The organism is Thermodesulfobacteriota bacterium (assembly GCA_040754335.1).
Lineage (GTDB): Bacteria > Desulfobacterota_D > UBA1144 > Nemesobacterales > UBA2774 > 2-12-FULL-53-21.
This window is the reverse complement of the sequence record JBFMCV010000004.1, coordinates 377754-403267: the sequence shown is the minus strand read 5'-3', so window position 1 is coordinate 403267 and position 25514 is coordinate 377754. Positions and strand designations below refer to the sequence as shown.

The window sequence follows — 25514 nt, the reverse complement described above, 5'->3', positions numbered from 1 at the left end:
ATCAGGGATAGAGGCTCGGCAGTCTTTCCGATCTGTAAGTAGTCCAGCCGTTTGCTGTTTCGGGGGTCGGATCGACTATAGAAAGCTCGAATACCTTTTGTCCGGGTGTCGTATGCGTTACTTCTATGATATAAACAGAAGTCTTTGACGTCGGAATGCTGTCCGACGGTATTCCTTCGGCATCCGTCGTAACCCCGCCGTGCGTTATGATAACGTTACCCGTGAGGGGCTGCATATCGGCATCACCTATGAACGGAGCGAATCGCACCGGATCGTCAAACTCCCCGAATTCCCAAACCTGTGTGACCTGCATAGTATCTTCGTCTATCGAGTACTCGACAGCGCGGCTGAAATTATCGGGAGCCAGTAATTTCGGGGCAAAAGGCGTCGCTTTGTAGTTGCCGTTGTCGTAAAGCACTATAGTGCCGTCTTCCGTAACCTCGGGGGCGTGCGGATGGTACTCGAAGAGGAACGGATCGCCAACAGGGTCGAGCAGGAAGCTCCCGAACTCAACCGGGTCCCAATTGTCGTGCGTCCCGAGTATCCAGATAATCTGCCCCGTCTGCCTGCTGAACTTTACTATCGCGTCCTGATGGCGGAGAGAGACAATTACGGAATCGTCCGCCGGGTCGTGAATGACGGCGTTCGCATGAGCCCAGTCCCTGGTGCCTCCCTCTATCTCGGGGAAGGTGCCGTTCCAGAAGCCCCCCAATGAATCGTATCCGATCCTGAAGGGGTCTAGGAGGTCGAGCAGGGACCACCGGTTAACTATAGTACCGTCAGTCGGCGAGAACTCGACTACCTCGTCACCCGCAACGACTGCGGTCGCGAGCGGCGCCTCAGGGTCAGAATCGCTCGTCGGATAATTTTCGAACGCCCTCAATTCGACGTTCAGCACGAGGAAGTTGCCGTTATCCATCTCGAAGACCTCGTGGTGAAATACCGGAATATTGACCGGTATGCTGCCCGGACTAGGGTTCGTGTTGAGCGTGGTATGCCACTCTCGCACTATGTCCCCCAGCACGTTCATTTCGGTAATTACGCTATCGTCCCTGATGAAGAGGAAATTGCCGTTGGAAATGCGCCTGATGTCGCCGTAGCCTATATTCTGAAACCTCCTGTACCAGACTACTTCGCCTGTTTCGTCAACCGCGACGAAAACGCCGCCGAACGCCAGGTTTGCGCCGGACGCCCTTACCGGGAAAAGTGTGACCCCCGGCTCCATGAGCTCAGGTATGCTCGTTTCAATGTGTATAGGCGGGAACCCCGCTGGCAACGGCGCCGTGGTAACGCCGATGTCGTTGAGCACGGCCTCGTTGCCCGCCTCGTCCTCCAGCATCACGCGTACGGTATAGGACTCGTCAGGCCGGAATCCAAGAAGTGTTATCGCGTGCTCGGTCGCGAGACCGCTGCCGGGGACGGTAAAATCGCGCGTGCCGGACGTCGCTGAATTAGCCTCGACGGCGTTGCTCGTGACCTCGACCGATACCTCGGTCGGCTCGTCGGTCGTAAGCCTGAGCACAGCCGCCAGAGGAGCGTTCTCGGAAAAAGTCACGGTCGGGCTCGACACGGCCCCGGGCGGGTCGTCGTCGATCAGGTCGTCCGAAAATACGTTGCCTTTATCGTCGCACCCGGCGACCGCAAAACAGGATACGAGCAATAACGAATACAAGAGACTGCGGTGTTTACGGGACAAAGCGTCATACAGAACTTGTACTTTCAGAAAATTCATGGAAGCCTCCGATCCTCGAAAATTATATCTTGGGTTTACCGCTACAAACTATTAATACAATAATTATAACCGTGATTCAATATACAATCGTAATTCATCAAAATCAGCCGTTCTCAGGCACACTCACGGAAACATTTATATATGAACCGATATTTTATATATACGGTCTGAGAGAAAAAATCAATGTATTAAAGAATGTTAACGGCATATTAAGATTCACGGCCCCCCAGAGTGCCCGGAAGGCTGCGCCGTGTCAGGATATGTGACACGGGGTTCTTCGCCCGTCAGCGGTTTTTCTTGGGCCTGTCTTTTTCCTCTATATACTCGCCGAGGAATGTCCTGTTTCTGACAGAGGGAGGGAGGTTGCCGAGGTCGGGTTTGGGCATGTCCGTCGAAAGATCGCTCGTAAAAGCGAAGCTCGACACCACTTTCTCGACCTTCCTGTTCCCGCAAAGGGGGCATTTGATTTTTTTCTCATCCTCCGGCTCGTAAACGAGCTCGGAGAAGCGGTAATTCTTTTTCAGGTTCATGAGCACGAGCGTAGTCCCGTCGTTGAGATAAAAATTCAAATCAGCGGCTTCCCTGTCGCGCTTACCATACTCGGCCAGAACCTCTTCATTCTCGAGGTCCAGTACGCCGATATGGTTGATATTGTCGTGCTTCTTCACCAGATCGGATACTGTCTTTTTAGTGACACCCTTTCTGAGGGCGTTTAGAGAGTCTTCCACGTTCTTTCTGCACACAACGCATTCATATTCGTAAAGCGGCATTAATTCTCTCTCCCTGGGTTTTTGTTATCTGTTGAAATACTGGTTCAAGTGGTCGTAGCCGACCCAGTCGTTCCTTATCTCCTCGTCTTTCTGCTGCTTGTACTCGAGATGCCACCTGAGCTCGTCGCCGGGGCCGGGAGCCCTCTTGCTCTTGTCGTCGAATATGGCCTTGAAGGTCGAGAACACCCTCCTGACGCCTTTCTCTCCGCAGAGCGGGCAGGTGAGGTCCTTTTCCTCTTCTTTTTCGTATACGAGCGAGCTGAACCTGAAATTCTTGAGCTCGAGCTCGAGTATTTTGTTATTATTCAGCTTGTAGCGGAACCTCCTTACGCTCCTGAGGCCGCTCCTCTGGCCGAGCGAGAAGAGATGTTCGTCCTTCCCGTCGTCCGCAACCTCGATATAGAGAAAGCCGGGATTTTCCTTTTTAATCCTTGCGGCGTTCGTTTTATTGAGCTTTGCGACAAGACTGTCTATATCCCTGTTGTACCTGTCTATACACTTGTCACACTCATACTCGAATAATGGCATTTTTACACTCCCCGGTATTAATAAGTTACTAATGATAACCAAATTTTTCAAATTGCGGAAGCCCGCCTCCGGCGCGCGACCCCGCAATTTGACAAAGCATCCCCAGTGTCGATACTAGAATGTTGATCACGGATGCCGGGTCAGGAGGCCCTCATGCCCGATAAGAATGAGCTGATTGTTGAGGAAAAGGGTGCTGTCTGCAGCATAATTTTCAACAGGCCCGAAAAGAGGAATCTCCTTACACCCGGGATGCTCCTCGGCCTCGAGTCCGCGCTCGGGAGGCTCAAGGACGAAGACAGAACGAGGTGCGTCGTCCTGAGAGGGGCCGGAGACAAGGCATTTTCTTCGGGCTACGACATCAGCTCGATCGGCAAAGACGACATGGTAAAGAACCATTCGGGGGATAATCCCCTGCCTAAGGCGGTTAAATCAATCGAGAATTTCCCCTACCCGGTAATCGCGATGATGAACGGGCACGCATTCGGGGCCGGGCTCGAGATAGCCGCCACATGCGACATAAGGATCGCGGTCAAGGACTGCCTTTTCGGAATGCCGCCCGCAAAGCTGGGAGTCATATATTCATACAGGGGCGTGCGCAGGTTCCTGAACCTGATAGGCCCCGGATACACCAAAGAGCTCTTCCTTACAGGAAGGCCTATCGATTCCGAAAGAGCCGAGAGAATAGGGCTCGTCAATTTCACCGTGCCCGCCTCCGAGCTCGAAAAATTCACGTATGACATAGCCGGGGAGATAACCGAAAACGCCCCTCTTTCCCTCAAAGCACTCAAGGAAATGACGAACATATGGCAGAGGAGCCAGGTCATAAACGGCGCCGACGAAGAGCTGTTAAAAAAAATGACCCTTGCCGTGCAGGAGAGCGAGGACTACAAGGAAGGGCAGAGGTCTTTCGCCGAGAGGAGGAAGCCCGTCTTTAGAGGAGTATGAGAGAGCCGTAGACAGCTCCGCCGCCGTTTCGATCTAATCATTTTTTTTCTTGCTCAGCTTAAACAGGTCGAGCCTGTTGTATTGGAATTCGGTTATATCATATTCTGCGCCGAGCCCGGCCCTGGAATTTGCCCGGCTCTCCGGATGTTCATGAAATACAAACCAGATATTCTTCCGGCCGAGGTTTTCGAAGACGGGGAACTTATTTCCGAGAGGGACTATCGTTAAATCTTTCCTGTTATGGTAGTACTCGGCCGTGACCATCTCATAGACGGGCGATACCACGATAATATCAGCGGGCCCCGCGTTCGATTCCACAAAGGTCATCAGCTCTCTCCACTGATGCTTTCTTACGGTACTAAAATATGTATTTACGTTGGCGAATGAAAAAATCAATATCAGTCCCGCGGCAGCCGTTATAAGCCACCTGTTCTGCATTTTTCCGATCCCATTCGACGCGAGCAGATAAAGGGCGAGCGAGGCGCCGATCGTATAGCGGAATATCAGAATCGGTGATGAGACGAGCGAGATAAGGTACGGAACGAGTACCGGTACCGCCATCCACACAAGGAGCATGTAGAGCTTTTCTCCTTCCGATAACCCGGCGGCCCGAGCGGGTTCCGCCGATGTCTTTCCCGGTTTCTTAACTTGCGCGGGGTTGCCTTTCCTGAGACCGGCAGCCGCGTAAACAGAAAACGCCAGAAATAAAACCAGAAGATAGACCGAACCGGCGTATATTATCAAAAATTGCCAGATGGCCTCCGAGGAGGGCTCGGGAACCCAGAACCCCTTTTGTATCTTGAGCGCGATTACCGCGAGAAACACCAGGCCAGGCAGCAGAACCAGACCGGTCATAGCCTGCAGCTTGATCCATCCGCCGAGTCCGATCTCGCCGATTTTCCTTTTCCTCAGAAGAAGCGTGAAACAAAAGATGTTCTGGGCCAGGATTATCATCGTCCCGTAATAATGCGTGTAGACGAGCAGAGCCGTCGAGACTACGTAAACTGCGGCGTACAGCTTGCTCTTCCCGATCGTGAGCCGGAGGAACGAATAATAAGAGACCAGAATGAGGCACACCATGAGGGTATAGCCCCTCGCCTCCTGGGCGTACCTCAGGTGGAAGGCGGAGAGGGCGAGTATCAGGGCCGCAATGAGCGCGGTCTTCTTATCGAAGAGTTGCCTGCCGACCGCATATATCGCGATTACGGATAATGAGCCGAAAATAACGGAGGGAACCCTCAAGACGGCTTCGGAGTCGCCGAATACGGGCACCCATACGCTCAGGACCATGTAATAGAAAGGCGGGTTAGTCTCGGCCTTATTATCGAATACCCATCTAATAATATCCTTGAATGATAGCTTGGAGACGGCGACCGAGACGGCCTCGTCATACCAGATGCCCTCCCTGTCGAGGCCGTAAAACCTCAGCAATGCGCCCAGGATGAAGATCAGTATTAACAGGTAATTGTCTCTTAGAAACGCGGGAATAGATCCTTTCGTCATGAATCAGATGCCGTACCCGTAATCCTTTATGAGGTTCTCCCTTTCCGTCCACCTCTCGCTCACCTTCACCCAGAGCTCGAGGAACACCTTCGCCCCGAGCACTCTTTCTATATCCTCGCGCGCAAGGCTCCCTATAGTCTTCAGCATCTCCCCCTTCTTGCCTATGATGATCCCCTTGTGGTTCATCCTCTCGACGTATATCACGGCAGAGATCATCACAAGCCCCTTCTCTGGGACGTCCTTGAATTCCTCGATCACGACGGCTGTCTTATAGGGTATCTCCTCTCTCGTCAAATGGAATATCTTCTCCCTTATGAGCTCGGCTGCAAGAAACCTTTCGGGCTGGTCCGTAAACATATCTTCCGGGAAATATTTAGGCCCTTCCGGCAGGTATTTGACGATCGTGTCCACGAGGTCGCCGATACCGTCCGCGTTTTTAGCCGAGAGGGGTATGACCTCCAGGAACCTGCCTTCAAATCTCCTCGATTCGTCAATGACCCGGAGTATGTCGCCCTTTTTTACAGTATCTATCTTGTTTATTATCAAAATGGCGGGCTTCGGGAGATTCTCTATGATGAAGCTGTCGCCCTTTCCGAACGGGTCTTTTACCTCGATCATCATCAGAATCACGTCGGCCTCTTCGATCGCCGACATCGCCGTATGTACCATTGCCTTGCCGAGCTTTCCCCTCGCTTTATGTATTCCGGGGGTATCTATAAAAATGAGCTGCGCTTCGGGGAGAGTCTTAATGCCCACTATCCTGTTTCTGGTCGTGTTGGGCTTGTCCGACACGGCCGCTATCTTCATGCCCGTGACCGCGTTGATCAGGGTCGACTTGCCGACGTTGGGCCTCCCGATCACCGTTATGAAGCCCGACCTGAACTTGATTTCGTTCGCCATTTACCGATAGCCCCTCCGAATTAAAAGTATTCGCCCGCCTATTCCTTCTTTTTCGGCTCGAGACGGTATATGTAAAGGTACGGGAATTCTTCCGTATCCAGCACGCGGTATCCCTTGGCGATACTTTTTTCTATAGTCCCCTTATTGTTGCCCACGTCGTCCTTCCAGCGGTCGCACAGCACGAGCCAGAAGTCTTTATCCCCCGCATAGGCTGCAGAGTAAAATTCATCCGTGAGGGGCATGATCGTCAGATCGTCCCGCCCTGCGTAATAGCCGGCCGCTTCCGTCTCGTACACGGGAAATAAAACTATTACGTCACCCGCCCGTGCCCCGGTTTCGATGTAGCCGATGCCCGACCTCCAGTCGGGCTTGTCCACACCTTCATAATATCCGAAAATACTTACGGAAGAAAAAATCAGGATCAGCCCCGCAACCAGAAGGACGAATATCCGGCTGCCCGTTCCTGCCGTCCCTACCGCAGCGAGCATGTAGAATGCGAGAGACCCCGCGATCGTGTATCTGTAGAAAAAAATGGGCGTCGTAACGAGAGATAACAGGAACGGCACGCCTACCGGAATGGATAGCCAGAGAGCGAGGAGAACGACGCTCCCGGCGTAAGGCGCGTTCCATTCGGCCCGGCTCCCGGCGGAGGGGTTAAGGGCCCCTCCGACATAACTCCGGGAGATAGCGCCGCCCCTCAAGTTCACCACGGCCAGGAGGGATAGCGAGGTCAGCAATATCAGGAGATACGCCGATCCCGAATACAGCACGAAACAGTCGTACAAAACTTTCAGAGTCGGAGCGGAGAGCCAAAACCCCTTCTCCATGCCGGTCGAATGGCGATAAAGAATATATAGTCCCGGAAGATACAGGATTCCAAGGATCGCCTGGAGCATGATCCATTTCCCAAACTCGGGCGCTCCTGATTTGCTTCGCGTTATATACCGCAACCCACAGTATATGTTTTGAGAAAGTATGATGAAGATGCCGTAGTAGTGTGTGTACATCAAAAGCACGCTCGACACGACATATCCAGTTGTATCCGAGCGCTTTCCGCGGTCCGAGCATTGCAGGAAAAAATAATACGAAAGCAGCGCGAGAAGCGCGGAGAGGCTGTACGCCCGCGCTTCCTGGGAGAACTTGATGTGAAATACCGAGAGAGCCAGAATCAGCGCCGCGAGCAAGGCGGCCTTTCCGTTAAACAGCCGGGAGCTGACAGCATAGATAAGCAGTATGCTGAGCGACCCGAAAATAGCCGAGGGGATCCTGACTGCAAATTCGGAGTCGCCGAACAGTAGAACCCAGACGCGGAGAAACGCGTAGTACAGGGGCGGATTGTTGTCACTCGAGGTCAGGTTCCAGCTGATCTGGTCGAGGAACCCGAGCTTCGATGCCGCGACCGAAACCGCCTCGTCGAACCATATGCTCTCCCCCCCCAGATCATAAAGCCTGAGGCCAAGGCCGAGAAAAAATATCAATAATATTAAGTAGTTGTTTCTGAGAAAAACCGACGCAGACATCTCGTGCACGCGAGAATTCATTTTAAGGGACCCGGAATCGCGCCGCTTAAAGCCCGGACCTGCGCCCTCCCGGGAAAATGTTCATGTTGAAGAACGCAATAAATTGTATCCGACAATTGTATACACTAATGCAATTCTATGCCAGCGAAATAATATACGGCTTCCGCGTCCGGAGTGTCAGGTGCGTGCCGACCGTCTTGCCAAATCTCTGGCAAAGGTTAAGATTTGTGGGTTTTAAGTAAGATTAGTCTCAAAAGGAGTAGTTCTCATGCTCGAACATATGGGAGACTGGAAGAGGACGGATTACTGCGGGACATTGAGGTCGCAAGACGTAGGTCGGAGCGTCGTGCTCATGGGCTGGGTGCAGTCGAACAGGGACCACGGGGGTGTCATATTCGTCGATCTCAGGGACAGGGAAGGAATAGTACAGATCGTATTCAACCCGCAGACGAACAGGGAAATCCACGAAAAGGCCTCGGCTCTCCGGGACGAATGGGTGATCGCAGTCACGGGAAAGGTGAAGAACCGCTCGAAGGAGACCGTAAACCCGAACCTGCCCACAGGCGAGATAGAGGTATTAGCGGACGGGCTCAGGATACTCAATACGTCTAAGCCGCTCCCTTTCCTCATTGAAAACGACATCAGGGTGGACGAGCTGCTGAGGTTGAAGCACAGGTATCTCGACCTGAGACGCCCGCATATGAAGGATAATATAGTCACGCGGCACAAAGCGGTCTCGGCTACGAGGAATTACCTGAACGGGCAGGGGTTCATAGAGGTGGAGACGCCTTATTTGACGAGATCGACGCCCGAGGGAGCGAGGGACTTCCTCGTACCGAGCAGGCTCAACCCCGGGGAATTCTATGCCCTTCCGCAGTCCCCGCAGCTCCTCAAGCAGACCCTCATGATCTCAGGGCTCGACAGGTATTACCAGATAGTGCGCTGTTTCAGGGACGAAGACCTGAGAGCCGACCGTCAGCCGGAGTTCACACAGATAGACCTCGAAATGTCGTACGCAGACGAGAACGACATCATGGCGGTCGTCGAGGGCATACTCAGCGCGATATTCAGAGAAGCAAAAGGGATAGACATACCGGTGCCTTTTAAAAGGATGAAGCACGAGGAAGCGATGCGGAGGTACGGCTCCGACAAGCCGGATACGAGATTCGGTCTCGAACTCGAAGACCTGACCGATATATTCAGGGAATCCGGGTTCCAGGTGTTCAGCGGGGCCATAAAAAAGGGCGGTATAGTCAAGGCCCTTAACCTGCCGGGAAAAGCCGGCGAGCTTTCGAGGAAGGAGATAGACGACTTAGGTGAGACTGCGAAATCGCTCGGCGCCAAGGGTCTCGCATGGATACGCGTTTCGGGAGAGGAATGGCAGTCCCCGATCATCAAATTCATGAGCGACAAGGAAAAGGATGATTTACGGAAGAAGCTCGCTCTCCGGGACGGAGATATCGTATTTTTCGCGGCCGACACGCCGTACATAGTGAACATGGTGTTGTCCCACCTGAGGCTGGAGCTGGGCGAGAGGCTGGGAATGATAGACCACGGGAGGTTCGATTTCCTCTGGGTCGAGGACTTCCCGCTCCTCGATTACGACCACACGGAGAAGCGCTACGTCGCCATGCACCATCCGTTCACGTCTCCGAAGGAGGAAGACCTTCACCTGCTCGATTCGGAGAAAGGGGAGGTAAGGTCGAGGGCGTACGACGTCGTGCTGAACGGCGTCGAGATAGGCGGCGGCAGCATCAGGATCTTCCAGAAGGACATACAGGAAAAGCTGTTCCGCACGATCGGCCTCACCACGGAGCAGGCGAGGGAGAAATTCGGGTTCCTGCTCGACGCGCTCGAATTCGGCGCCCCGCCCCACGGCGGGATCGCCCTGGGATTAGACAGGATAGTCATGCTCATCGCCGGAGCAGGCTCAATAAGGGACGTCATCGCATTCCCAAAAACACAGAAAGGGGTCTGCCCCCTTACGGAGGCCCCGTCCCCAGTCGAGCCGGGACAGCTCCTGGAGCTCGGTCTAAGGCTGAACGTCAAGGAAAAGGACAAATGATATTTGTAAGATTGTTTCAAGAAGCGGTCCGAATCCGGCACGTACCGTCGGGCCGAATGAAACAGCTCACCTGCTGATGAGGTCTTCGCCGTTCTTGGGGAGTATCTTGAAGTAATTTTTTGAAACCGAATAAACCGGGGCGGCGCCGCTGACTCTGACGAAGTAGCTCGCTTCGTCTTTTCTTTTCCCGAATACGACACCCTCTTCCGGCCCTTCTCCGTAAAACACGATCTCGGCAGTCGGCTGCACCAGACCGTATTTCTCGGGATCTTCCGGCTCGTCGTCCTCGAACCCCTCGGCCTTGAGCCCGGAGAATGAGTCGAGGATATCCCCGACTTTTTTCTGATCCGCTATGCGATCGTCCCCTTTGACCGTCACGAACCACTTCCCGTCTTTTTGGGCCAGCTCGGCTGAAAAATCACCGACCTTGACGGAAATCCGCGTTATACCTTCTTTATTAATGCCGAGCAGCTTCCTTTCCCTGAAGTCGCCCGGCGTCTTGTTGAGGAACCCCCAAAGGTACTGGTCGTTCACGATGAGCACCCTCCCCTCTCCCAGGTCGTAAATATATATCCCCGAGCCGACGGGACTTTTATCCCCGATAATGACGGGGAACTCGGCACCCTTCGCATGAAACGAAAACTCAGTCTCGGATTCGACTATCCCGTACTCCTCGAGTTTGTCAGTTTCCTTCGAGACCAGCTTCACGACCTCCATTTCACTCAGGTCCTGGATGAGATCTTCTATAGCGCCATTATCGGCTTTGTACTCGTTCGACCCGCTCGCTACGATCCAGTCCGCGCCCGATCTCTCGAGTGTGAATTCGGAGCCCGCCGACTTGAAGGCGATCGACGTTATTTCCTCCGTTTTTAAGCCGGGGAAGACCTTTTCCAGATTTTCCTCCGATTTCTTTTCCTTGTCGAACAGGAGTACGGACGCAAGAAGGACCGCGAAAATGACGAATGCGATTAGTGTACCGGAGAATCTTTTTAAATAACTGTTCAATTTACAGGCTCGACCGAACGTTTACCGCGGACTTGCAAATCGAGAGCCGAGACGCTCCCTGCCGACGTATGTCACAACCTTCTTCTTTTCCACCAGATGCCTATGCCGGAGAAGAATATAAGAGCGGGTATCAATACCACCGTAAAGAAGAATATTATATTAGTCTGCTTCTTCGTTATCGTTAACTTCCCCTCTTTAGCGGCTCTCGGCCGTATGGAAATGAGGTTTTCGTCCCCCGCCACCCAGTTGACGGTATTCAGGAACAGATCCCTGTTGCCTGAGAAATCGATAAAAATATTCGAAACGAAATCCACGCTCCCGAAGACCGCTATTCTCGATTTATCCCCGTTTTCGATAACCGCAGCGACGCCGAGCGGGCCTTTTTTATCCCCCTCCTCCTGCTGCGCGACACCCTGGTCGAAGAGCTCGAAATTGGATTCCGACCAGCTGTACTCTCCCGTATTCGCGATCACCGCCGAATCTATGCCGTCCTGCTCGACCACGCCTACACTCCTCGAATAGGGGAATATCGTCGCGAACCTGAAGCCCTCTGTAATATCGTGGTGCGCGTATTCGGCCACTATGGGCGCTATGTCTCCTCCCCCTTCCAGCTTGGAGCTTGGATCGATTATGATATCATCGGCTATGACAAGACCATAGCTCTTTAAAATTGAAACTAGCTCGCTACCGGACCTCGGCTCTATCAGGAATACCGCCTTCCCGCCCTTGTCGAGATAGGTCTTTATATCGGTTATTTCCTTTAAGGAGAGCGCCTGCTTAGGAGCGGACACGATAAGGACGCTGTCTTTCCCGGGCAGAGGGTCGCCTCGCAGCAAGAGAAATTCCTCGACGTCATAGCCTTCGTCTCTGAGAGCGGCCTTCAGCACGCCGAGCCCTTCAGGCTCGAGCTCGTCGTTTATATCGCGCTCCCCGTGCCCCGTGAGGAAATAGACGGTCTTGTGCACAACGCGGTTAAGCTTGAATAGGGCGTTCGTTATCTCCTCTTCCGCATTCTTCAGGATACCGCCCGAGATATGGTCAGCGAGCCTCAGCTTGATCGTCTGTTCCCCGTCGATGAGGACGATCGTACCGTACTCCTTGATATCGTACTTTTTCGCGATGCCCGGCTCCTTGTCCGGATTGATAAATCTGACTTTTATCTTTCCCGACCTCCGCGTATATTCCTTGATGAGGTCCTGGAACTCGCTCCTGTCCATCCCCACGTCCTTGAAGAACGCAAGCATCTCCACGTTGCCGTCAATGTTCCCGATCACTCCGACAGTATGGTCGGAAACGGTGAAGAGCTTCCCTTCGGTCATGTCAATCCTGATATCGGACCTGAAAACGATGTAGTTGAGGATGATGAGTATCCCGCAGACGCTCAATACGGAGATCAAAGCGTTCGTGCCGTAAATAAGCCTCCTCCGCTTCATCTCCACCTCTCCGAATCGAGCGAAGTGTAGGTAAGAAAGAGCCCCAGGAAAATGAGCGAAAGGTAATAGACGACGTCTTTGAGCTCTATCAAGCCCTTGCTGAAATCTTCGTAATGGTTGATCACGGAAATGTAGCCGAGCACGGAGCTCTCGGCGTCGGAAAGGGCGCCCACGAGCCAGAGGACGAGCAGGACGCCGAAGCTTATTACGGCCGCTATAAGCTGGTTCTCGGTGAGAGACGAAGCGAATATCCCGACCGACAGGAACGAGGCGCCCAGCAGGAGCAAGCCGACGTACCCGGAAATTACGGCTCCGAAATCGGGGTTCCCGTGCACCATAAGCACGAAGATATTGATTGATGACAGGAGGAGCATGATGATAAGAAGAATGAGGGAGGCTGCGAATTTGCCGAACACTATGGTGCGTATATTAAGGGGAGACGTGAAAAGCAGCTCCGCCGTGTAGTTCTTTTTCTCGTCCGCGATGAGCCTCATGGTTATGAGCGGCACGATCAGGAGGAGGACGATGCTTATTGTCCCGAAATAAGGGAGCACGACCAGGTTGTTGAGGTTGAGGTCGCCTGTCTGAAGCTGGTAGCTGGGATCGAACTGGAACTGGAGGAACCCCTGGAGGTACAGGAAAAAGAACCTCGCCGAGATCACCTGAAAGACGACCAGGATTATGTATGCGAGCGGAGAGGCGAAGTAAGACCTCAATTCCCTTTTTACGATCGTATAAAGCGACTTCATCTAGTTGCCTTCAGAGGAAATTACCTTCATGAATATCTCTTCCAGCGTGTTGACCACCGGCCTCAATTCGAGGAGTCCGAGATCGTTGTCCACGACAAGCCTTACGAGATCCTCTCTTATCTCCATGCCGTCGGAAGGCGTGACGACGAATTCGCCCGAGGACCCCGACCTCACTCCCGACACGCCGTTTATAGACATAATCTTTTCTTTGACCCAGTCCCCGTTCTGTCTTACTCTCAGCAAGAGGTCCCTCGAGTGCCTCAGACTCTCGGAGAGGTTGTTAAGGGATTCCTCGAGCACCATCTTCCCTTCATTGATAATCACGACCTTGCTGCAGATCATCGTAACCTCGGGCAGTATGTGGGTGCTCAATATCACAGTCCGCTCGCCCGAGAGGCTCTTTATAAGGTCCCTAATCTCTATAATCTGAAGCGGGTCGAGTCCGATCGTCGGCTCGTCCAGGATAAGGACAGAAGGGTTGTTCACGAGCGCCTGCGCTATCCCCACGCGCTGCCTGTACCCTTTGGAAAGGTGGCCTATGATGCGCTTCCTCACGTCGGAGAGACCGCACTTCTCCAGCACATAGAATATCCGGCTCTTTTTCTCTCGCCTTTTCACCTGCTTGATGTCGGCCACGAAATCGAGGTATTCGGCTACAGTCATATCGACGTAGAGAGGAGGGTTCTCAGGAAGATAGCCGATCAGTTTTTTAGCCTGGAGCGGGTCATCGAATATATCCACGCCTTCAACGTGTACCGTGCCCTTCGTCGGGGGCATATAACCCGTGATAATGCGCATCGTTGTCGTTTTTCCCGCCCCGTTCGGGCCGAGAAAACCGAGGACGTCCCCTCTATCGAGCCTGAAAGACAAATTTTCTACCGCGACGAGGTTGCCGTAACGCTTCGTGATGTTGTGTACATATACCATATAAGCAGAGTCCCGGGGTCACAGGGTATTAAACCGCCGGGGCCGATTTCAGGGAATAGAATAACCGCCATGCAATTCTATTCCAAACAATTCGCCGAGAAGCCGCGAAAAACAGGAATCCCGGTTCGCTTCAATGCGATAGAATTTTCCACGTTGACTAAATATACTAACTATGCTAATAAACTGATATAATATATTAAGCTAGGGTAAAGTGACAGGAATCATTTAACAATATCCGTCACTTTTTGTATATTAAAGCTGCCTTGCAACAGCTTATGAGCACGGAAAAAGGTGATAGGACCCCTCGGTCGTGTGTAAAATTATAAGAAGCCTGAAAGCATACTTCTGCTAAATAATCTAAAAGGGAGTATCGATTATGAGCAATGAAGAATTAACCCGGGACGAGAAGCTTGTACGCGCCGTTCAGGAGAGATACCACCATATGCTGGAAGAGGGTGTTGACCCCTATGAATGGGCATACGCCTGGAGATCGGAAATCAACCGCGGAGGCTTCAAAGCGGTCGATTTCTTAATGCGCGAGATAGTGGACACCGGCAAATGCGTCGGGTGTGCGGCATGCGTGACCATCTGTCCGACTGACGTCTTCGACTACAAAGACGAGCACCCGGTTGATACGAGAAACGACGCCTGTGTATTCTGCGAGCTTTGCGCGGACGTCTGTCCCGTGCTCCGTCCACTCGACAAAGACCTCAATGCGCTCCTGGGATTTAAGAAACCGATAATCGATGAAGGCTTCGGGCCTTACAATTACGCAGTTATAGCGAGGGCGAAAGACCAGGAGTTCCTGAAGCGCGGACAGGACGGAGGCGTGACGAGCGCTCTCCTCGTACACGCGCTCAATAAAGGGACCATTAAAGGAGTAGTGCTCGGGGACGTACTGCCCGAGAACCCTCAGGTCGGCGTACAAAAGCTCGCGACCACGCCGGAAGAGATCGCCGCCTGCAGCGGCTCGCGTTATACCTATTCGCCAAATACGGTCGCACTTACGGAGGCAATGAGAAAGGATATACGCCCGATCGCAGTAGTGGGCGTTCCATGCCAGGTCGACGGAATCAGGCAGCAGCAGTACAGCAGCATACGTCTCGAAGTGGCGAAATGGTATCAGAAGAACGTGACACTTGTTATCGGTCTCTTCTGCTCGGAAAGCTTCACTCACGAACACATAAAATTCATAGCAGAAACCCTGGGCGTCGAGCCTAAGGACATTGTGAACGTGAACGTAAAGGGAAAGGTGATAATCAACCTCAGGGACGGCCGCGAAATCATAATGAAGCTTAAGGACTTTCACCAGTTCGCGAGGCCCGCGTGCCTCTACTGCCTCGATTACTCGGCCGAGCACGCAGATATCGGGGTCGGGGGAATAGGCCTCGACGGTTGGACGTTCGTTGCCGTGAGGACCGAGGCAGGACACAACGCGTTTCAGGCGGCGGTCGACGACGGGCTTTTCGAGATAGTGCCTGTAGAGACCGAGCCGCGCGCAAAGGAGCTCCTGATAAAGCTCTGCGACATCAAGAGGAACAAGCCGCTCCCGGCGCTCATGCCCACGCTGCAGGAGCGGATAGAGATGGGAAACACCAATCCGAAGACACTCTACAAGGACTACAACCCCACGAACGGAGGAAAAGCGCCTAAATGAGCTCCAACAACGGTCGGCCAATTCTTGAGGATGTGAATGTTATTGTCGCCGGGCAGGGAGGAGACGGCTCACTCACCGTTATCACGATGCTGGCCGAGCTGCTCCGGACGAACGGTCTCAACGTTTACACGGAAAGGGACGTATTATCGAGGATTAGGGGGGGACATGCGGCAGCGACGATGAGGGCGTTCGCCGGGGACAGATACTGTATAGGGAGCAGCATCAACCTGCTGGTGGCGCTCGACGAGGAAGCGGTTGAAAAGAACGCGCGGCAGCTCGATTCCAGGAGCGTTGTTGTGTACGACGATTCGGGCGGACCCGTTCCTTCCGTTCTCCCTCAGGGGGCGATCGTATATTCCGCGCCCTTTAACAGGATCGCCATGCGCACGATGAGGAGGGAGCTATACAAGAACAGTATCGCTTTCGGGGTCGTAGGGAGACTCCTCGGCCTCGAGGACGAAACGCTCCGCGAGACTTTCATAAAGCACTTCCAGAGGATGGGGCAGGTCATACTCGAATACAACCTCGAAGCGTTGGGTCTCGGGTTTCACCTCGCGGACGAGAAGGGCATACACGAAGGAGAAGGGTTATACCGAATTAAAAAAACTGCGCCGGAAAAGCGAATGTTAATCACGGGGAACGAATCGGTCGCCTTCGGATTTATGGTTGCGGGCGGAAGGTTTTTCTGCGGCTATCCCATTACGCCTTCATCGGAGATACTGGAGACCCTTCAGAAGTGGCTCCCCCGCTGCGGAGGGGTCGCGAGACAGACCGAGGACGAACTCGCGGGCATAAACATGGCTATAGGTGCGGCTCTCACCGGAACGAGGGCGATGGTCGCGACTTCAGGTCCCGGATTCTCGCTCATGCAGGAAGGCGTGGGACACTGCGGGTCGGGGGAGATCCCGCTCGTTATCGTTGACTGCCAGCGCTCGGGGCCGAGCACGGGCATGCCCACAAAGCCCGAGCAGAGCGACCTCAATCTTATGGTATTCGGAGGCCACGGGGATTTCCCACGCATAGTGCTTGCGCCGGGACACCCGGACGACTGCTTTTACCTGACCGTCGACGCCACGAACCTTGCGGATAAATACCAGTGCCCGGTTTTCCTGGCTATGGACCAGGCGCTGTCGCAGAATATTGCGACCGTAGAACCGTTCAACCTCGACGGAGTGAGCGCGGTTCCGGGAAAGCGCGTCGAGGCGGAGGATATCGAAAAGGCGGGTGTATATAAAAGATACGAATTCACGGAGGACAATATTTCGGCGTTCGCCGCGCCGGGCACGCCGGGGGGCATGTCCCTCGTCACCGGGAACGAGCACAACGAATGGGGACTCGTCTCCACAGACCCTGTTAACCGCGTGAAAATGATGAACAAGCGGATGGACAAAATCAAGGCCGCGAAGAGCGAACTGCCGACGGCGCGTCACTTCGGCGACAAGGACGCCAAGATCGGGTTCATAGGGATAGGCTCTTTATTCGGCGTAATACTGGAAGCGATGGAAGATTTAGAGAGGGAAGGCGTCAAGACCAGGTACCTCCAGCCGAGGACCGTATGGCCCGTGCTCGAAGACGTGCTCGCGTTTATCGACAAGTGCAGTAGGGTCTACGTCGTCGAGCTCAACGCTCAGGCGCAGCTGGCGCATATACTCGTCCACCAGGGCGCGGACCCGGGGAAAATAATCAACATATTGAAATACGACGGGATTCCTTTCAGGCCGGCCGAGCTCGCGAAGAGGGTTCTCGGAGAAGAAGGCCGCATGATAAAGAAGGGCAAAAAGGAGGCAAAGCTTCAATGACAATGCAAACCCATATTAAGACGTTTACGCCTGCGAGACCTATATGGTGCGCAGGCTGCGGCGACTTCGCGGTCCAGGGAGTCCTCGAGAAATCTCTTCACAAGATGGGCATACCTCCCCACAAACTCATGCTGCTTGCCGGAATTGGGTGCTCGGGAACCATTCAAAACAACCTCCCCTGTTACGGGTACCATGCGCTTCACGGGAGGGTATTGCCCGCGGCCATAGGAGCGAAGCTGGCCAACCCCGATCTCACGGTCATAGCCGCTGGGGGGGACGGCGACGGATACGCCATAGGAGCGGGCCATCTCGTACATACATTCAAGAGCAACCCGAGCATTATGTATGTGGTCATGAACAACTGTAATTACGGCCTCACAAAAGGCCAGGCGTCGCCCACGAGCCCGATCGGGTACCACGACAACCCGGAATCCGGCATGGATTCGATACTCCTGGGCTTAAGCTTCCCTTCGGCTACGTTCATCGCCAGAGGATTCAGCGGCAATCCCGAGCAGCTCGAAAGACTGATGGAGGCCGCGCTCGATCATACCGAATCGAGGAAAGGGTTCGCATTCCTGGAGGTCCTTTCGCCGTGCGTGACTTATTATGACACTCACAGGGAATGGCGCGCCAGGGTTTACAACGTAGACGAAGAGGAAGGCTACGACCCTGCTGACCGCTCCATGGCGTTCCAGAGGTGCCTCAAGCTGAGAGACGAGGGACGCATACCTATAGGACGCATTTTCAAAGGGGTGCACCCTTCGCTCGAATCACTGACCCTGAATAAGGCAGAGCTCCCGCCTGCGCAACAAAAAGTCGGACACGAGGGACACAGGGAGCAGTACGACAAATTCATTAATTCCTACATGGGATAATACCAAGGCTTTGCAGAAGAACTTGGGCGCCGCCGGAGAGACCGGAATTGCGTCCGGTGCGCAAGGCACGCGCATCTTTCTCACCTCATACTTATCCGATCCCGTATAGAAAAGAAATACCCTGTAATGACAAATAATTAGGCGCCCTAAGATTGCACAAAAATATAGCTGTGCTAATATACTATCCGTTAATTGATACTTTAATACCAATCCGACCGGAAAAACTGAAGAATCTGTTCAAAAGGGCAAGAATAAATGGATATTTCACATATTTTTCACGGACCTAACTCAGGTTATGTGCTTGAGCTTTATGAGCGTTATCTCAGGGACCCGGGCTCTGTCGACTCATCCACGAGAGCGATATTCGACAAGATGCGTCCCGAGATATATGAAGAGAAACCCTCCGAGATAACCCAGCATGATATAGAGAAGATCGTTGCGACGGCGAACCTCGCTCAGGCAATCAGGGCGTTTGGCCATCTGGCCGCCGACATAGACCCTCTGGGCACCACTCCTCCCGGTGACCCTTCACTCGAGCTCTCCACACACGGACTGACCCCGGAGGACCTCGTCCAGCTCCCCTCGAGCCTGATCGGCAAACCTATCTCGGACAAGACGGACAATGCATACGACGCGATCGGGGAGCTGCGAAAAATATATTCCTCCAAGATCGGATACGATTATTATCACATTAACTCGCTCGAAGAGAGAAGATGGCTGAGGGAAGCGGCGGAAACAGGCAGGTTCAGACCGCCCATAGATCCGATCAACGAAAAACTGCTGCTCGAAAACCTTACAAAAGTTGAGGTTCTTGAAAAGTTCCTCCACAGGATATTCCCCGGGAAGTTCCGTTTCTCGATAGAAGGCGTGGACATGCTGGTCCCAATCCTGAACGAGATCGTCGGGATAGCGGCCGAGACGGGTATACGCCACATATTCATGGGCATGGCTCACAGGGGCCGCCTGAACGTCATGCACCACGTCATGACCAAGAGCTACAGAGGGTCGCTGATCAAGTTCAAAGACCCGATACTGGAGCGGGACTTCAGGGACTACATGGGCTGGACGGGCGACGTGAAATACCACGAGGGCGCGCGCCACGCAATAAAGAACGGAAGAGAAATAGAAATGCAGATCACGCTCTCACCGAACCCGAGTCACCTGGAATCGGTGAACCCGGTCGTGGAGGGAATGGCGAGGGCGGCCGGAACGTCCGTCAACGCCGGCGGAAAGCCGAAATTCGACCCCGAAGTATCGCTCCCTATAATCGTGCACGGGGACGCCGCGTTCCCGGGCCAGGGAATCGTGTCCGAAACGCTAAATATGTGCAGGCTCCCCGGTTACACCACAGGCGGGACGATCCACGTAATCACGAACAACCAGCTCGGCTATACGGCGCTCCCGAACGAGAGCCGCAGCACCATCTACGCGAGCGACCTTGCCAAGGGCTTCGAGATACCGATAGTGCACGTGAACGCCGACGACCCCGACGCGTGCATCGAATGCGCGCGCCTTGCGTTCGCGTACCAGAACAAGTTCGGGAAGGACTTCCTCATAGATTTAGTAGGATACAGGCGGCACGGACACAACGAAGCCGACGAGCCGGCATTCACCCAGCCCGAAATGTACAAGATCATAGACGACCACCCTACGGTGAGGGAAATCTGGGCTGAAACGCTCGCGGAGAGGAATCTAATAGGAAAAGACGAAGCCGACGAGCTCGTAAACAAGTACAACGAAATACTCCACAGCGACTTCGAATCCCTGACGCCGCAGGACATTCCCGAAGAGGCCCTGTCAGAGAGACCTCCCGCAGGGGCCGCCCAGAAGACTATCACATCGGTACCAGCGGAAGCGCTCAAGGAGCTGAACGCTTCACTTCTGAAGCTCCCTGAAGGGTTCACGATCAATCCGAAGCTCAAACGCGGGAGAGAGCGCAGGGAAACCGCTCTCGCCAACATAGACGAAAAAACTATCGACTGGGCCATGGCCGAAGAGCTCGCATTCGCGTCTATACTCGCCGACGGAACATCGATTCGCTTCACCGGACAGGACGCAGAGCGCGGGACGTTCAGCCACAGGCACGCGGTGCTGCACGATTTCAATACCGGGGAAACCTACGCGCCGCTCCAGCACATACCGCAGTCGAAGGCGGCTTTCGAGATACTGAACAGTCCTCTTACCGAAAACGCATGCATCGGGTTCGAATACGGATACAACATACAGGCGCCCGACAGGCTGGTCATATGGGAAGCTCAGTACGGGGATTTCATAAACGGCGCACAGACCATAATAGACGAGTACGTAGTCTCGGCAAGGGCCAAGTGGGGGCAGACCCCTTCGCTCGTCCTTCTTCTCCCTCACGCATATGAGGGCCAGGGGCCCGACCATTCGAGCGGCCGCATGGGGAGGTTCCTCGATTCGGCGGCGGAGGTCAACATGCGCATCGCGAACTGCACATCTTCGGGACAGTATTTCCACCTCTTGAGGAGACAGGCCGGGGTGCTCGAGATCGACCCCCTGCCCCTGATAGTGATGACGCCCAAGAGCCTCTTGCGGAACCCGCTCATCTTCTCATCGCTCCGGGAGCTGTCCGAAGGCACATGGCAGCCTGTCATAGACGACGGGATGAGCGACAAAGAGGCGAAGTCCGTGAAGAGGCTCATACTCTGCAGCGGCAAGGTCTACATAGATGTCATCGCGAGCGAGCTGAGAAAGCAGCACGCGAAAGACGTCGCGATCGCCAGGCTCGAGCAGCTGTACCCGGTCCCGACGACACTTCTACAGAAAGTGCTGAGCAGGTATCCAAAGCTCACTGATGTCGTATGGCTCCAGGAAGAGCCCGAGAACATGGGGGCATGGATGTTCATATATCCGTTCCTGAGAAAATTCATAAAGGGGAGCGTCCCGCTGCATTTCATAGGGAGGCGCAGGAACTCGAGTCCGGCCGAAGGGACGGCTTCGATGCATAAAGTGAACCAGGAAGCGCTGATAAGGCAGGCGTTCATGATCGGGAAGCAGCTTCCCAACATCGACGAACTGGGAATTACTTGGGTAAAAAACGTCTAAATACCGGAGAAATAATATGTCCATAAACATCACCGTACCCGAACTGGGAGAATCCGTTGTAGAAGCGACCGTCGTTAGATGGTTCAAGTCAGAAGGGGACCCCGTGAAGATAGGGGAGGCGCTCGTCGAGCTCGAAACCGAGAAAGCTAACTTCGAGGTCGCGGCGGAGAAGGAAGGCATACTGAGGAGCATAGTCAAGAAGAACGGGGAAGACGTCGAGGTCGGTGAGGTGCTCGGTATCATCGAGGAAGGGAAAGCCGGGGCGGCGCCGGGGCCGAAGGAAGCCCCCAAGCCCGCCGCTGAAGCTAAAGAAGAAATCAGGAAGACACCAGAGGCCGCCGAAGCCGAAAGAGCGACCCCGGTTGCGAAAAGGATCGCTGAAGAAAAGCAGATAGATCTCGGCAAGGTTGAGGGCACGGGGCCGAGCGGCCGCATAACCAAGGAAGACGTCGAAGCTTACGTCGGAAAAGAGGCTGAAGAAGCAGCACGGGCAGAGATACCCGAGGTCGAGCCGGTGAGGGGCAAAGCCCCGGCGCTCCTCGAGGCGAAGGAGGCTACGGTTCTCCGCATCTCCAGGGACTCGCGCGAGGAGCGCATCAAGATGTCCAGGAGGAGACGGACCATCGCCCGGCGGATGCTGGAAGCCACACAGTCTACAGCCATGCTCACCACGTTCAACGAGATCGACATGGGCGCCGTCATGGAGCTCCGCAGGCGGAGGAAAGAATCCTTCAAGGAGAAATTCGGGGTCGGGCTCGGATTGAATTCGTTCTTCGTCAAAGCCGCAATAGGGGCGCTCAAGGAATTCCCGCAGATAAATGCAGAGATAGACGGCGACGACATGATAATCAAGCATTATTACGATATAGGCGTGGCGATAGGAGCGACAGAAGGGCTCGTAGTCCCGGTGCTGAGGAATGCCGACAGCATGTCGTTCGCCGCGATCGAGAAGGCGATCAAGGACTTCGCACAGAGAGCTGAGGACAATACGCTCTCTCTCGAAGAGATAATGGGCGGCACCTTTACGATCACGAACGGCGGCGTGTTCGGCTCGCTCATGAGCACCCCGATACTTAACCCGCCGCAGTCGGGTATCCTCGGGCTTCACAAGATCGAAGACAGAGCCGTCGTGGCAAACGGCTCCGTAGCCATAAGGCCGATGATGTACGTCGCGCTCAGCTACGACCACAGGATCGTGGACGGACGCGAAGCCGTGCTCTTCCTGGTCAGGGTCAAAGAGCTTATCGAGGACCCGGAATCCCTCCTCCTTGAAGGTTAAGCGTCAGGGTAAAGACAGCGCAGCAATTACTGTCAGGATATCCCTCCAAGCTCGAACACCCGTCCATACCTTTTCATAACCTCGCTCATCAGCCCCGGAAAGCGCTCAAGCCCTGGGTCTTCCTTTACAATATGGAAAGCGTCTTCCCTGGCCTCGGTCAGAATCCTCGCATCTCTGATAAGGTCGGCGAACCTGAATTGCGGGAGTCCCGACTGCTTGGTCCCGAGGAAGTCGCCCGGCCCTCTGATCGCAAGATCGGCTTCGGCTATCCTGAAGCCGTCCGTGGTCTCCTCCATTATCGAGAGCCTCTTCTCCGCGTCCTCCGACCTCCTGAAGCTCGATATCAGAATGCAGAACGAATCATGCCCTCCCCTGCCTATCCTTCCCCTCAGCTGATGGAGCTGCGTGAGCCCGAACCGCTCTGCGTTTTCCACGACCATAACCGTCGCATTCGGCACATCGACGCCCACTTCGATCACGGTGGTCGAGACGAGAATATCTATATGGCCGGATATGAATCTCTTCATCACGGCCTCTTTCTCCTCGGTTTTCATTCTCCCGTGGAGGAGCCCGACCCTGAATTCCGGGAAAATATCGTTCCTGAGCTCCTCGGCCATACGGGTCGCGTACTTGATGTCCTTGAAGTCGGGGTTCTCCGATTCCTCTATCATGGGATACACGACATACGCCTGCCTGCCTTTCTCGAGCTCCTTCCTGACCGTCTCATAGGCCCTTTCACGCGAGCCCTTCTGGTCGTAATACACCTTCGTCCTGATTTCCTTCCTCCCGGGCGGGAGCTCATCGAGAAGCGACACGTCGAGGTCGCCGTAGACCGTAAGCGCGAGCGTCCTGGGTATAGGGGTGGCGGTCATAACGAGCACGTCCGGGTTCCTGCCCTTGCCCATGAGACTCGCCCTCTGCATCACGCCGAACCTGTGCTGCTCGTCGATGACGACGAAACCAAGGTTCCTGAACTCCACCTTTTCCTGAAGGAGTGCGTGCGTGCCGACCGCGATCTGCGCCTCTCCCGACGAAATAGCCTTGTAATACGCGTTCTTTTCGCCCCTCCCGAGCCCGCTCTTGAGAAATACCAGACGGAGACCCATGCCCTTTACATAGCCGAGGACCGACGAAAGGTGCTGCTCTGCGAGTATCTCCGTCGGGGCCATGATTACGGCCTGGTATCCGCTCTCGACCGCTTTCAGCATGGAAAGGAGCGAAATTACGGTCTTGCCGCTCCCCACGTCCCCCTGGAGCAGCCTGTTCATCGGCCTTTCCGAGCGCATGTCCCGCTCGATCTCGGCGAGCACGCGCTCCTGAGCCGGAGTAAGCCTGAACGGAAGCGCCGAGATCAGCTTCCCTGTCAGTTCTCCCGTTGGGGAGAAAGATATTCCGTCGAGCCCGGCTACATCACGCTTCTTTAACGCGAGTCCGAGCTCCATAAGAAAGAACTCATAGTAAGAGAGTGTCTTGTGGGGTGGCGACGCATAAACGGACGCCCTGTCCGAGAGCTCGACGATTTGTTCGTCATTCATCGGAAAGTGGACCCTCGATACGGCCGCGTTTAAATCGATGACACCTCTCTTTCTCATTAGATCGGCCGGCATCACCGACGGCAGGGAAGCCGTATACCCGTCAACGACCGACTTCATTATCCTCCTTATGCGTCTCTGCTTGAGCCCTTCTGTAAGAGAGTATATAGGCACGATGCGGTTAAAGTGCACATGGTCCTCGTCGAGGTCCTCCCCTTCTTCCATGACCTCTATGTCCTCGGGCTTCGGGTGGACTATCTGGAGCGCATCCCTGTACCCGACGCTCACGTCGCCGGTCAGGATCACGGAGGCTCCTTTTTTATACGCGTTCCTGAGATATTTTTCGTTGAACTGAAACCACACCAGCGTCACAATCCCCGTGCCGTCGGACAGAGATATCTGATAGAGGCTCCTGTGCCTTGTCCGCACCTTTCCCGCGAGCATTATCTTCCCCATTATGGTTTCCCGTTTGCCGGGCCTGATTTGCGATATGCTCTTTACGGTCCTCCTGTCTTCGTACGTCCTCGGGAAATAGTAGAGGGCGTCCGCAACGGTCCCGATATCTTTTTTCTTTAAAATCTCTGCGATCCTGGGACCGACCCCTTTGATGTATTGAATCGGGACCTGATCAGGATCCCTCGTGTCCGGAGAGAAGCTCCCGGAGGCATCCCGGACTGGAGCAGCTCCTTCCGCTCCGCTTTTCGGATACGACGATGGAGCCCTTTCCCCAGCCGGTTTGGCGGAGCTCTTAGAGTCCTGGCGATTTTTCAGCCCGCTTATTATAACGAGCGACCTCCGGATAACGTCTTTTCTCTCCGCTTCTCCGAGACAGTCGTATGAGGAGAAGAAATCCCTCAACGATTCGAACTCCCTTGCCTGCACGGTTGTGAGCGGCAGTGACAGCGCCTTTAGCGTAAGGTCGTCGACTAGCTGGTCAAGCGCTTTTACCTTATCCAGGTTCGAGAATTTGTTTCTCGACGCGAACCTGAGCGGTTTTTCGAGCGCGTCGAGTATGTCACTGAGCTCGTTCGACATTAATAAGATTTTACAGGTACTTATAGAGAGAATTCAAGTTCGCCGGAGATAAGCGGGACTACGGCGAGGTAGTAACGGCCTAGTGCGATGTAATTATTGCAGCCAGCGGACGAAACATGCAGATAAGAAGAGAGTAAACAACGTGCGCGCACACTCCCGATTGAGTGCGAGGTGCCCCGCGTCCCGCACTG

18 protein-coding genes are annotated in these 25514 nt (G+C 54.2%); 7 read left to right on the top strand and 11 right to left on the bottom strand.

What is annotated here, in order from left to right; all coding sequences use genetic code 11:
• Window position 1 precedes the first annotated feature (1 nt).
• The 3 genes from AB1598_10785 to AB1598_10775 form a co-directional block, all read right to left on the bottom strand.
• A complete protein-coding gene (locus AB1598_10785) occupies window positions 2-1732 on the bottom strand; it encodes an aryl-sulfate sulfotransferase (GenBank protein ID MEW6145491.1) in 1731 nt (576 codons plus the stop codon).
• A 284-nt stretch (window positions 1733-2016) separates the two neighbouring features.
• Window positions 2017-2502, bottom strand: a complete 486-nt coding sequence (locus AB1598_10780; GenBank protein ID MEW6145490.1) for a hypothetical protein — start codon at window positions 2500-2502, stop codon at window positions 2017-2019.
• A 24-nt stretch (window positions 2503-2526) separates the two neighbouring features.
• Window positions 2527-3030 (bottom strand): hypothetical protein, encoded by a 504-nt coding sequence (locus AB1598_10775; GenBank protein ID MEW6145489.1) that lies wholly within the window; start codon window positions 3028-3030, stop codon window positions 2527-2529.
• 153 nt (window positions 3031-3183) lie between these two features.
• Here AB1598_10775 and AB1598_10770 point away from each other — a divergent pair, with 153 nt between their 5' ends.
• On the top strand, window positions 3184-3975 hold the full coding sequence (locus AB1598_10770; protein MEW6145488.1) for an enoyl-CoA hydratase-related protein: 792 nt from the start codon (window positions 3184-3186) through the stop codon (window positions 3973-3975).
• Between the two features lie 33 nt (window positions 3976-4008).
• Here the strand turns inward: AB1598_10770 and AB1598_10765 are convergent, their stop codons facing one another.
• Genes AB1598_10765 through AB1598_10755 form a run of 3 tightly spaced genes read right to left on the bottom strand, consistent with a single transcriptional unit; the run spans window position 4009 to window position 7919 of the window.
• The gene (locus AB1598_10765; GenBank protein MEW6145487.1) at window positions 4009-5478 is read right to left on the bottom strand and encodes a glycosyltransferase family 39 protein; all 1470 of its coding nucleotides are present in this window, start codon (window positions 5476-5478) and stop codon (window positions 4009-4011) included.
• 3 nt (window positions 5479-5481) lie between these two features.
• Window positions 5482-6378: a GTPase Era gene (gene era, locus AB1598_10760; protein ID MEW6145486.1), complete on the bottom strand. Its 897-nt coding sequence runs from the start codon at window positions 6376-6378 to the stop codon at window positions 5482-5484.
• Between the two features lie 38 nt (window positions 6379-6416).
• Window positions 6417-7919: a glycosyltransferase family 39 protein gene (locus tag AB1598_10755; protein ID MEW6145485.1), complete on the bottom strand. Its 1503-nt coding sequence runs from the start codon at window positions 7917-7919 to the stop codon at window positions 6417-6419.
• Between the two features lie 247 nt (window positions 7920-8166).
• Between AB1598_10755 and aspS the strand changes: the two genes are divergently transcribed.
• Complete coding sequence (aspS, locus tag AB1598_10750) at window positions 8167-9963, top strand: aspartate--tRNA ligase (GenBank protein ID MEW6145484.1); 1797 nt, start codon at window positions 8167-8169, stop codon at window positions 9961-9963.
• 66 nt (window positions 9964-10029) lie between these two features.
• Here aspS and AB1598_10745 read toward each other — a convergent pair whose 3' ends face one another.
• The 4 genes from AB1598_10745 to AB1598_10730 form a co-directional block, all read right to left on the bottom strand.
• Complete coding sequence (locus tag AB1598_10745) at window positions 10030-10968, bottom strand: DUF4340 domain-containing protein (protein ID MEW6145483.1); 939 nt, start codon at window positions 10966-10968, stop codon at window positions 10030-10032.
• A gap of 71 nt (window positions 10969-11039) precedes the next feature.
• The gene (locus AB1598_10740) at window positions 11040-12401 is read right to left on the bottom strand and encodes a GldG family protein (protein ID MEW6145482.1); all 1362 of its coding nucleotides are present in this window, start codon (window positions 12399-12401) and stop codon (window positions 11040-11042) included.
• Window positions 12398-13150 carry an ABC transporter permease gene (locus tag AB1598_10735; GenBank protein ID MEW6145481.1) on the bottom strand — a complete coding sequence of 251 codons (753 nt, stop codon included), beginning with the start codon at window positions 13148-13150 and terminating at the stop codon, window positions 12398-12400. Before AB1598_10735 ends, AB1598_10740 begins: the two co-directional genes overlap by 4 nt.
• Window positions 13151-14077, bottom strand: coding sequence for an ATP-binding cassette domain-containing protein (locus AB1598_10730; GenBank protein ID MEW6145480.1), 927 nt, complete (start codon window positions 14075-14077; stop codon window positions 13151-13153).
• A gap of 376 nt (window positions 14078-14453) precedes the next feature.
• On the opposite strand from AB1598_10730, the gene AB1598_10725 reads away from it, so the two are divergent.
• The 5 genes from AB1598_10725 to odhB all read left to right on the top strand — a co-directional run bounded on the left by AB1598_10725 (window position 14454) and on the right by odhB (window position 22756).
• Window positions 14454-15734 (top strand): Coenzyme F420 hydrogenase/dehydrogenase, beta subunit C-terminal domain, encoded by a 1281-nt coding sequence (locus AB1598_10725; GenBank protein MEW6145479.1) that lies wholly within the window; start codon window positions 14454-14456, stop codon window positions 15732-15734.
• Entirely contained in the window at window positions 15731-17533 is a 1803-nt protein-coding gene (locus AB1598_10720; protein MEW6145478.1) for a 2-oxoacid:acceptor oxidoreductase subunit alpha, read from the top strand. Before AB1598_10725 ends, AB1598_10720 begins: the two co-directional genes overlap by 4 nt.
• On the top strand, window positions 17530-18408 hold the full coding sequence (locus AB1598_10715) for a thiamine pyrophosphate-dependent enzyme (protein MEW6145477.1): 879 nt from the start codon (window positions 17530-17532) through the stop codon (window positions 18406-18408). The genes AB1598_10720 and AB1598_10715 overlap by 4 nt, the downstream gene beginning before the upstream one ends.
• A 255-nt stretch (window positions 18409-18663) precedes the next feature.
• Window positions 18664-21477, top strand: coding sequence for a 2-oxoglutarate dehydrogenase E1 component (locus tag AB1598_10710; protein MEW6145476.1), 2814 nt, complete (start codon window positions 18664-18666; stop codon window positions 21475-21477).
• A gap of 16 nt (window positions 21478-21493) precedes the next feature.
• Window positions 21494-22756 (top strand): 2-oxoglutarate dehydrogenase complex dihydrolipoyllysine-residue succinyltransferase, encoded by a 1263-nt coding sequence (gene odhB, locus AB1598_10705; protein MEW6145475.1) that lies wholly within the window; start codon window positions 21494-21496, stop codon window positions 22754-22756.
• 32 nt (window positions 22757-22788) lie between these two features.
• Here the strand turns inward: odhB and recG are convergent, their stop codons facing one another.
• The gene (recG, locus tag AB1598_10700) at window positions 22789-25323 is read right to left on the bottom strand and encodes an ATP-dependent DNA helicase RecG (GenBank protein ID MEW6145474.1); all 2535 of its coding nucleotides are present in this window, start codon (window positions 25321-25323) and stop codon (window positions 22789-22791) included.
• Window positions 25324-25514 lie beyond the last annotated feature (191 nt).

Coding starts and splice junctions, on each gene's coding strand:
- AB1598_10785 (MEW6145491.1), bottom strand. CDS start 1,732: ATGAATTTTCTGAAAGTACAAGTTCTGTATGACGCTTTGTCCCGTAAA.
- AB1598_10780 (MEW6145490.1), bottom strand. CDS start 2,502: ATGCCGCTTTACGAATATGAATGCGTTGTGTGCAGAAAGAACGTGGAA.
- AB1598_10775 (MEW6145489.1), bottom strand. CDS start 3,030: ATGCCATTATTCGAGTATGAGTGTGACAAGTGTATAGACAGGTACAAC.
- AB1598_10770 (MEW6145488.1), top strand. CDS start 3,184: ATGCCCGATAAGAATGAGCTGATTGTTGAGGAAAAGGGTGCTGTCTGC.
- AB1598_10765 (MEW6145487.1), bottom strand. CDS start 5,478: ATGACGAAAGGATCTATTCCCGCGTTTCTAAGAGACAATTACCTGTTA.
- era (MEW6145486.1), bottom strand. CDS start 6,378: ATGGCGAACGAAATCAAGTTCAGGTCGGGCTTCATAACGGTGATCGGG.
- AB1598_10755 (MEW6145485.1), bottom strand. CDS start 7,919: ATGAATTCTCGCGTGCACGAGATGTCTGCGTCGGTTTTTCTCAGAAAC.
- aspS (MEW6145484.1), top strand. CDS start 8,167: ATGCTCGAACATATGGGAGACTGGAAGAGGACGGATTACTGCGGGACA.
- AB1598_10740 (MEW6145482.1), bottom strand. CDS start 12,401: ATGAAGCGGAGGAGGCTTATTTACGGCACGAACGCTTTGATCTCCGTA.
- AB1598_10735 (MEW6145481.1), bottom strand. CDS start 13,150: ATGAAGTCGCTTTATACGATCGTAAAAAGGGAATTGAGGTCTTACTTC.
- AB1598_10730 (MEW6145480.1), bottom strand. CDS start 14,077: ATGGTATATGTACACAACATCACGAAGCGTTACGGCAACCTCGTCGCG.
- AB1598_10725 (MEW6145479.1), top strand. CDS start 14,454: ATGAGCAATGAAGAATTAACCCGGGACGAGAAGCTTGTACGCGCCGTT.
- AB1598_10720 (MEW6145478.1), top strand. CDS start 15,731: ATGAGCTCCAACAACGGTCGGCCAATTCTTGAGGATGTGAATGTTATT.
- AB1598_10715 (MEW6145477.1), top strand. CDS start 17,530: ATGACAATGCAAACCCATATTAAGACGTTTACGCCTGCGAGACCTATA.
- AB1598_10710 (MEW6145476.1), top strand. CDS start 18,664: ATGGATATTTCACATATTTTTCACGGACCTAACTCAGGTTATGTGCTT.
- odhB (MEW6145475.1), top strand. CDS start 21,494: ATGTCCATAAACATCACCGTACCCGAACTGGGAGAATCCGTTGTAGAA.
- recG (MEW6145474.1), bottom strand. CDS start 25,323: ATGTCGAACGAGCTCAGTGACATACTCGACGCGCTCGAAAAACCGCTC.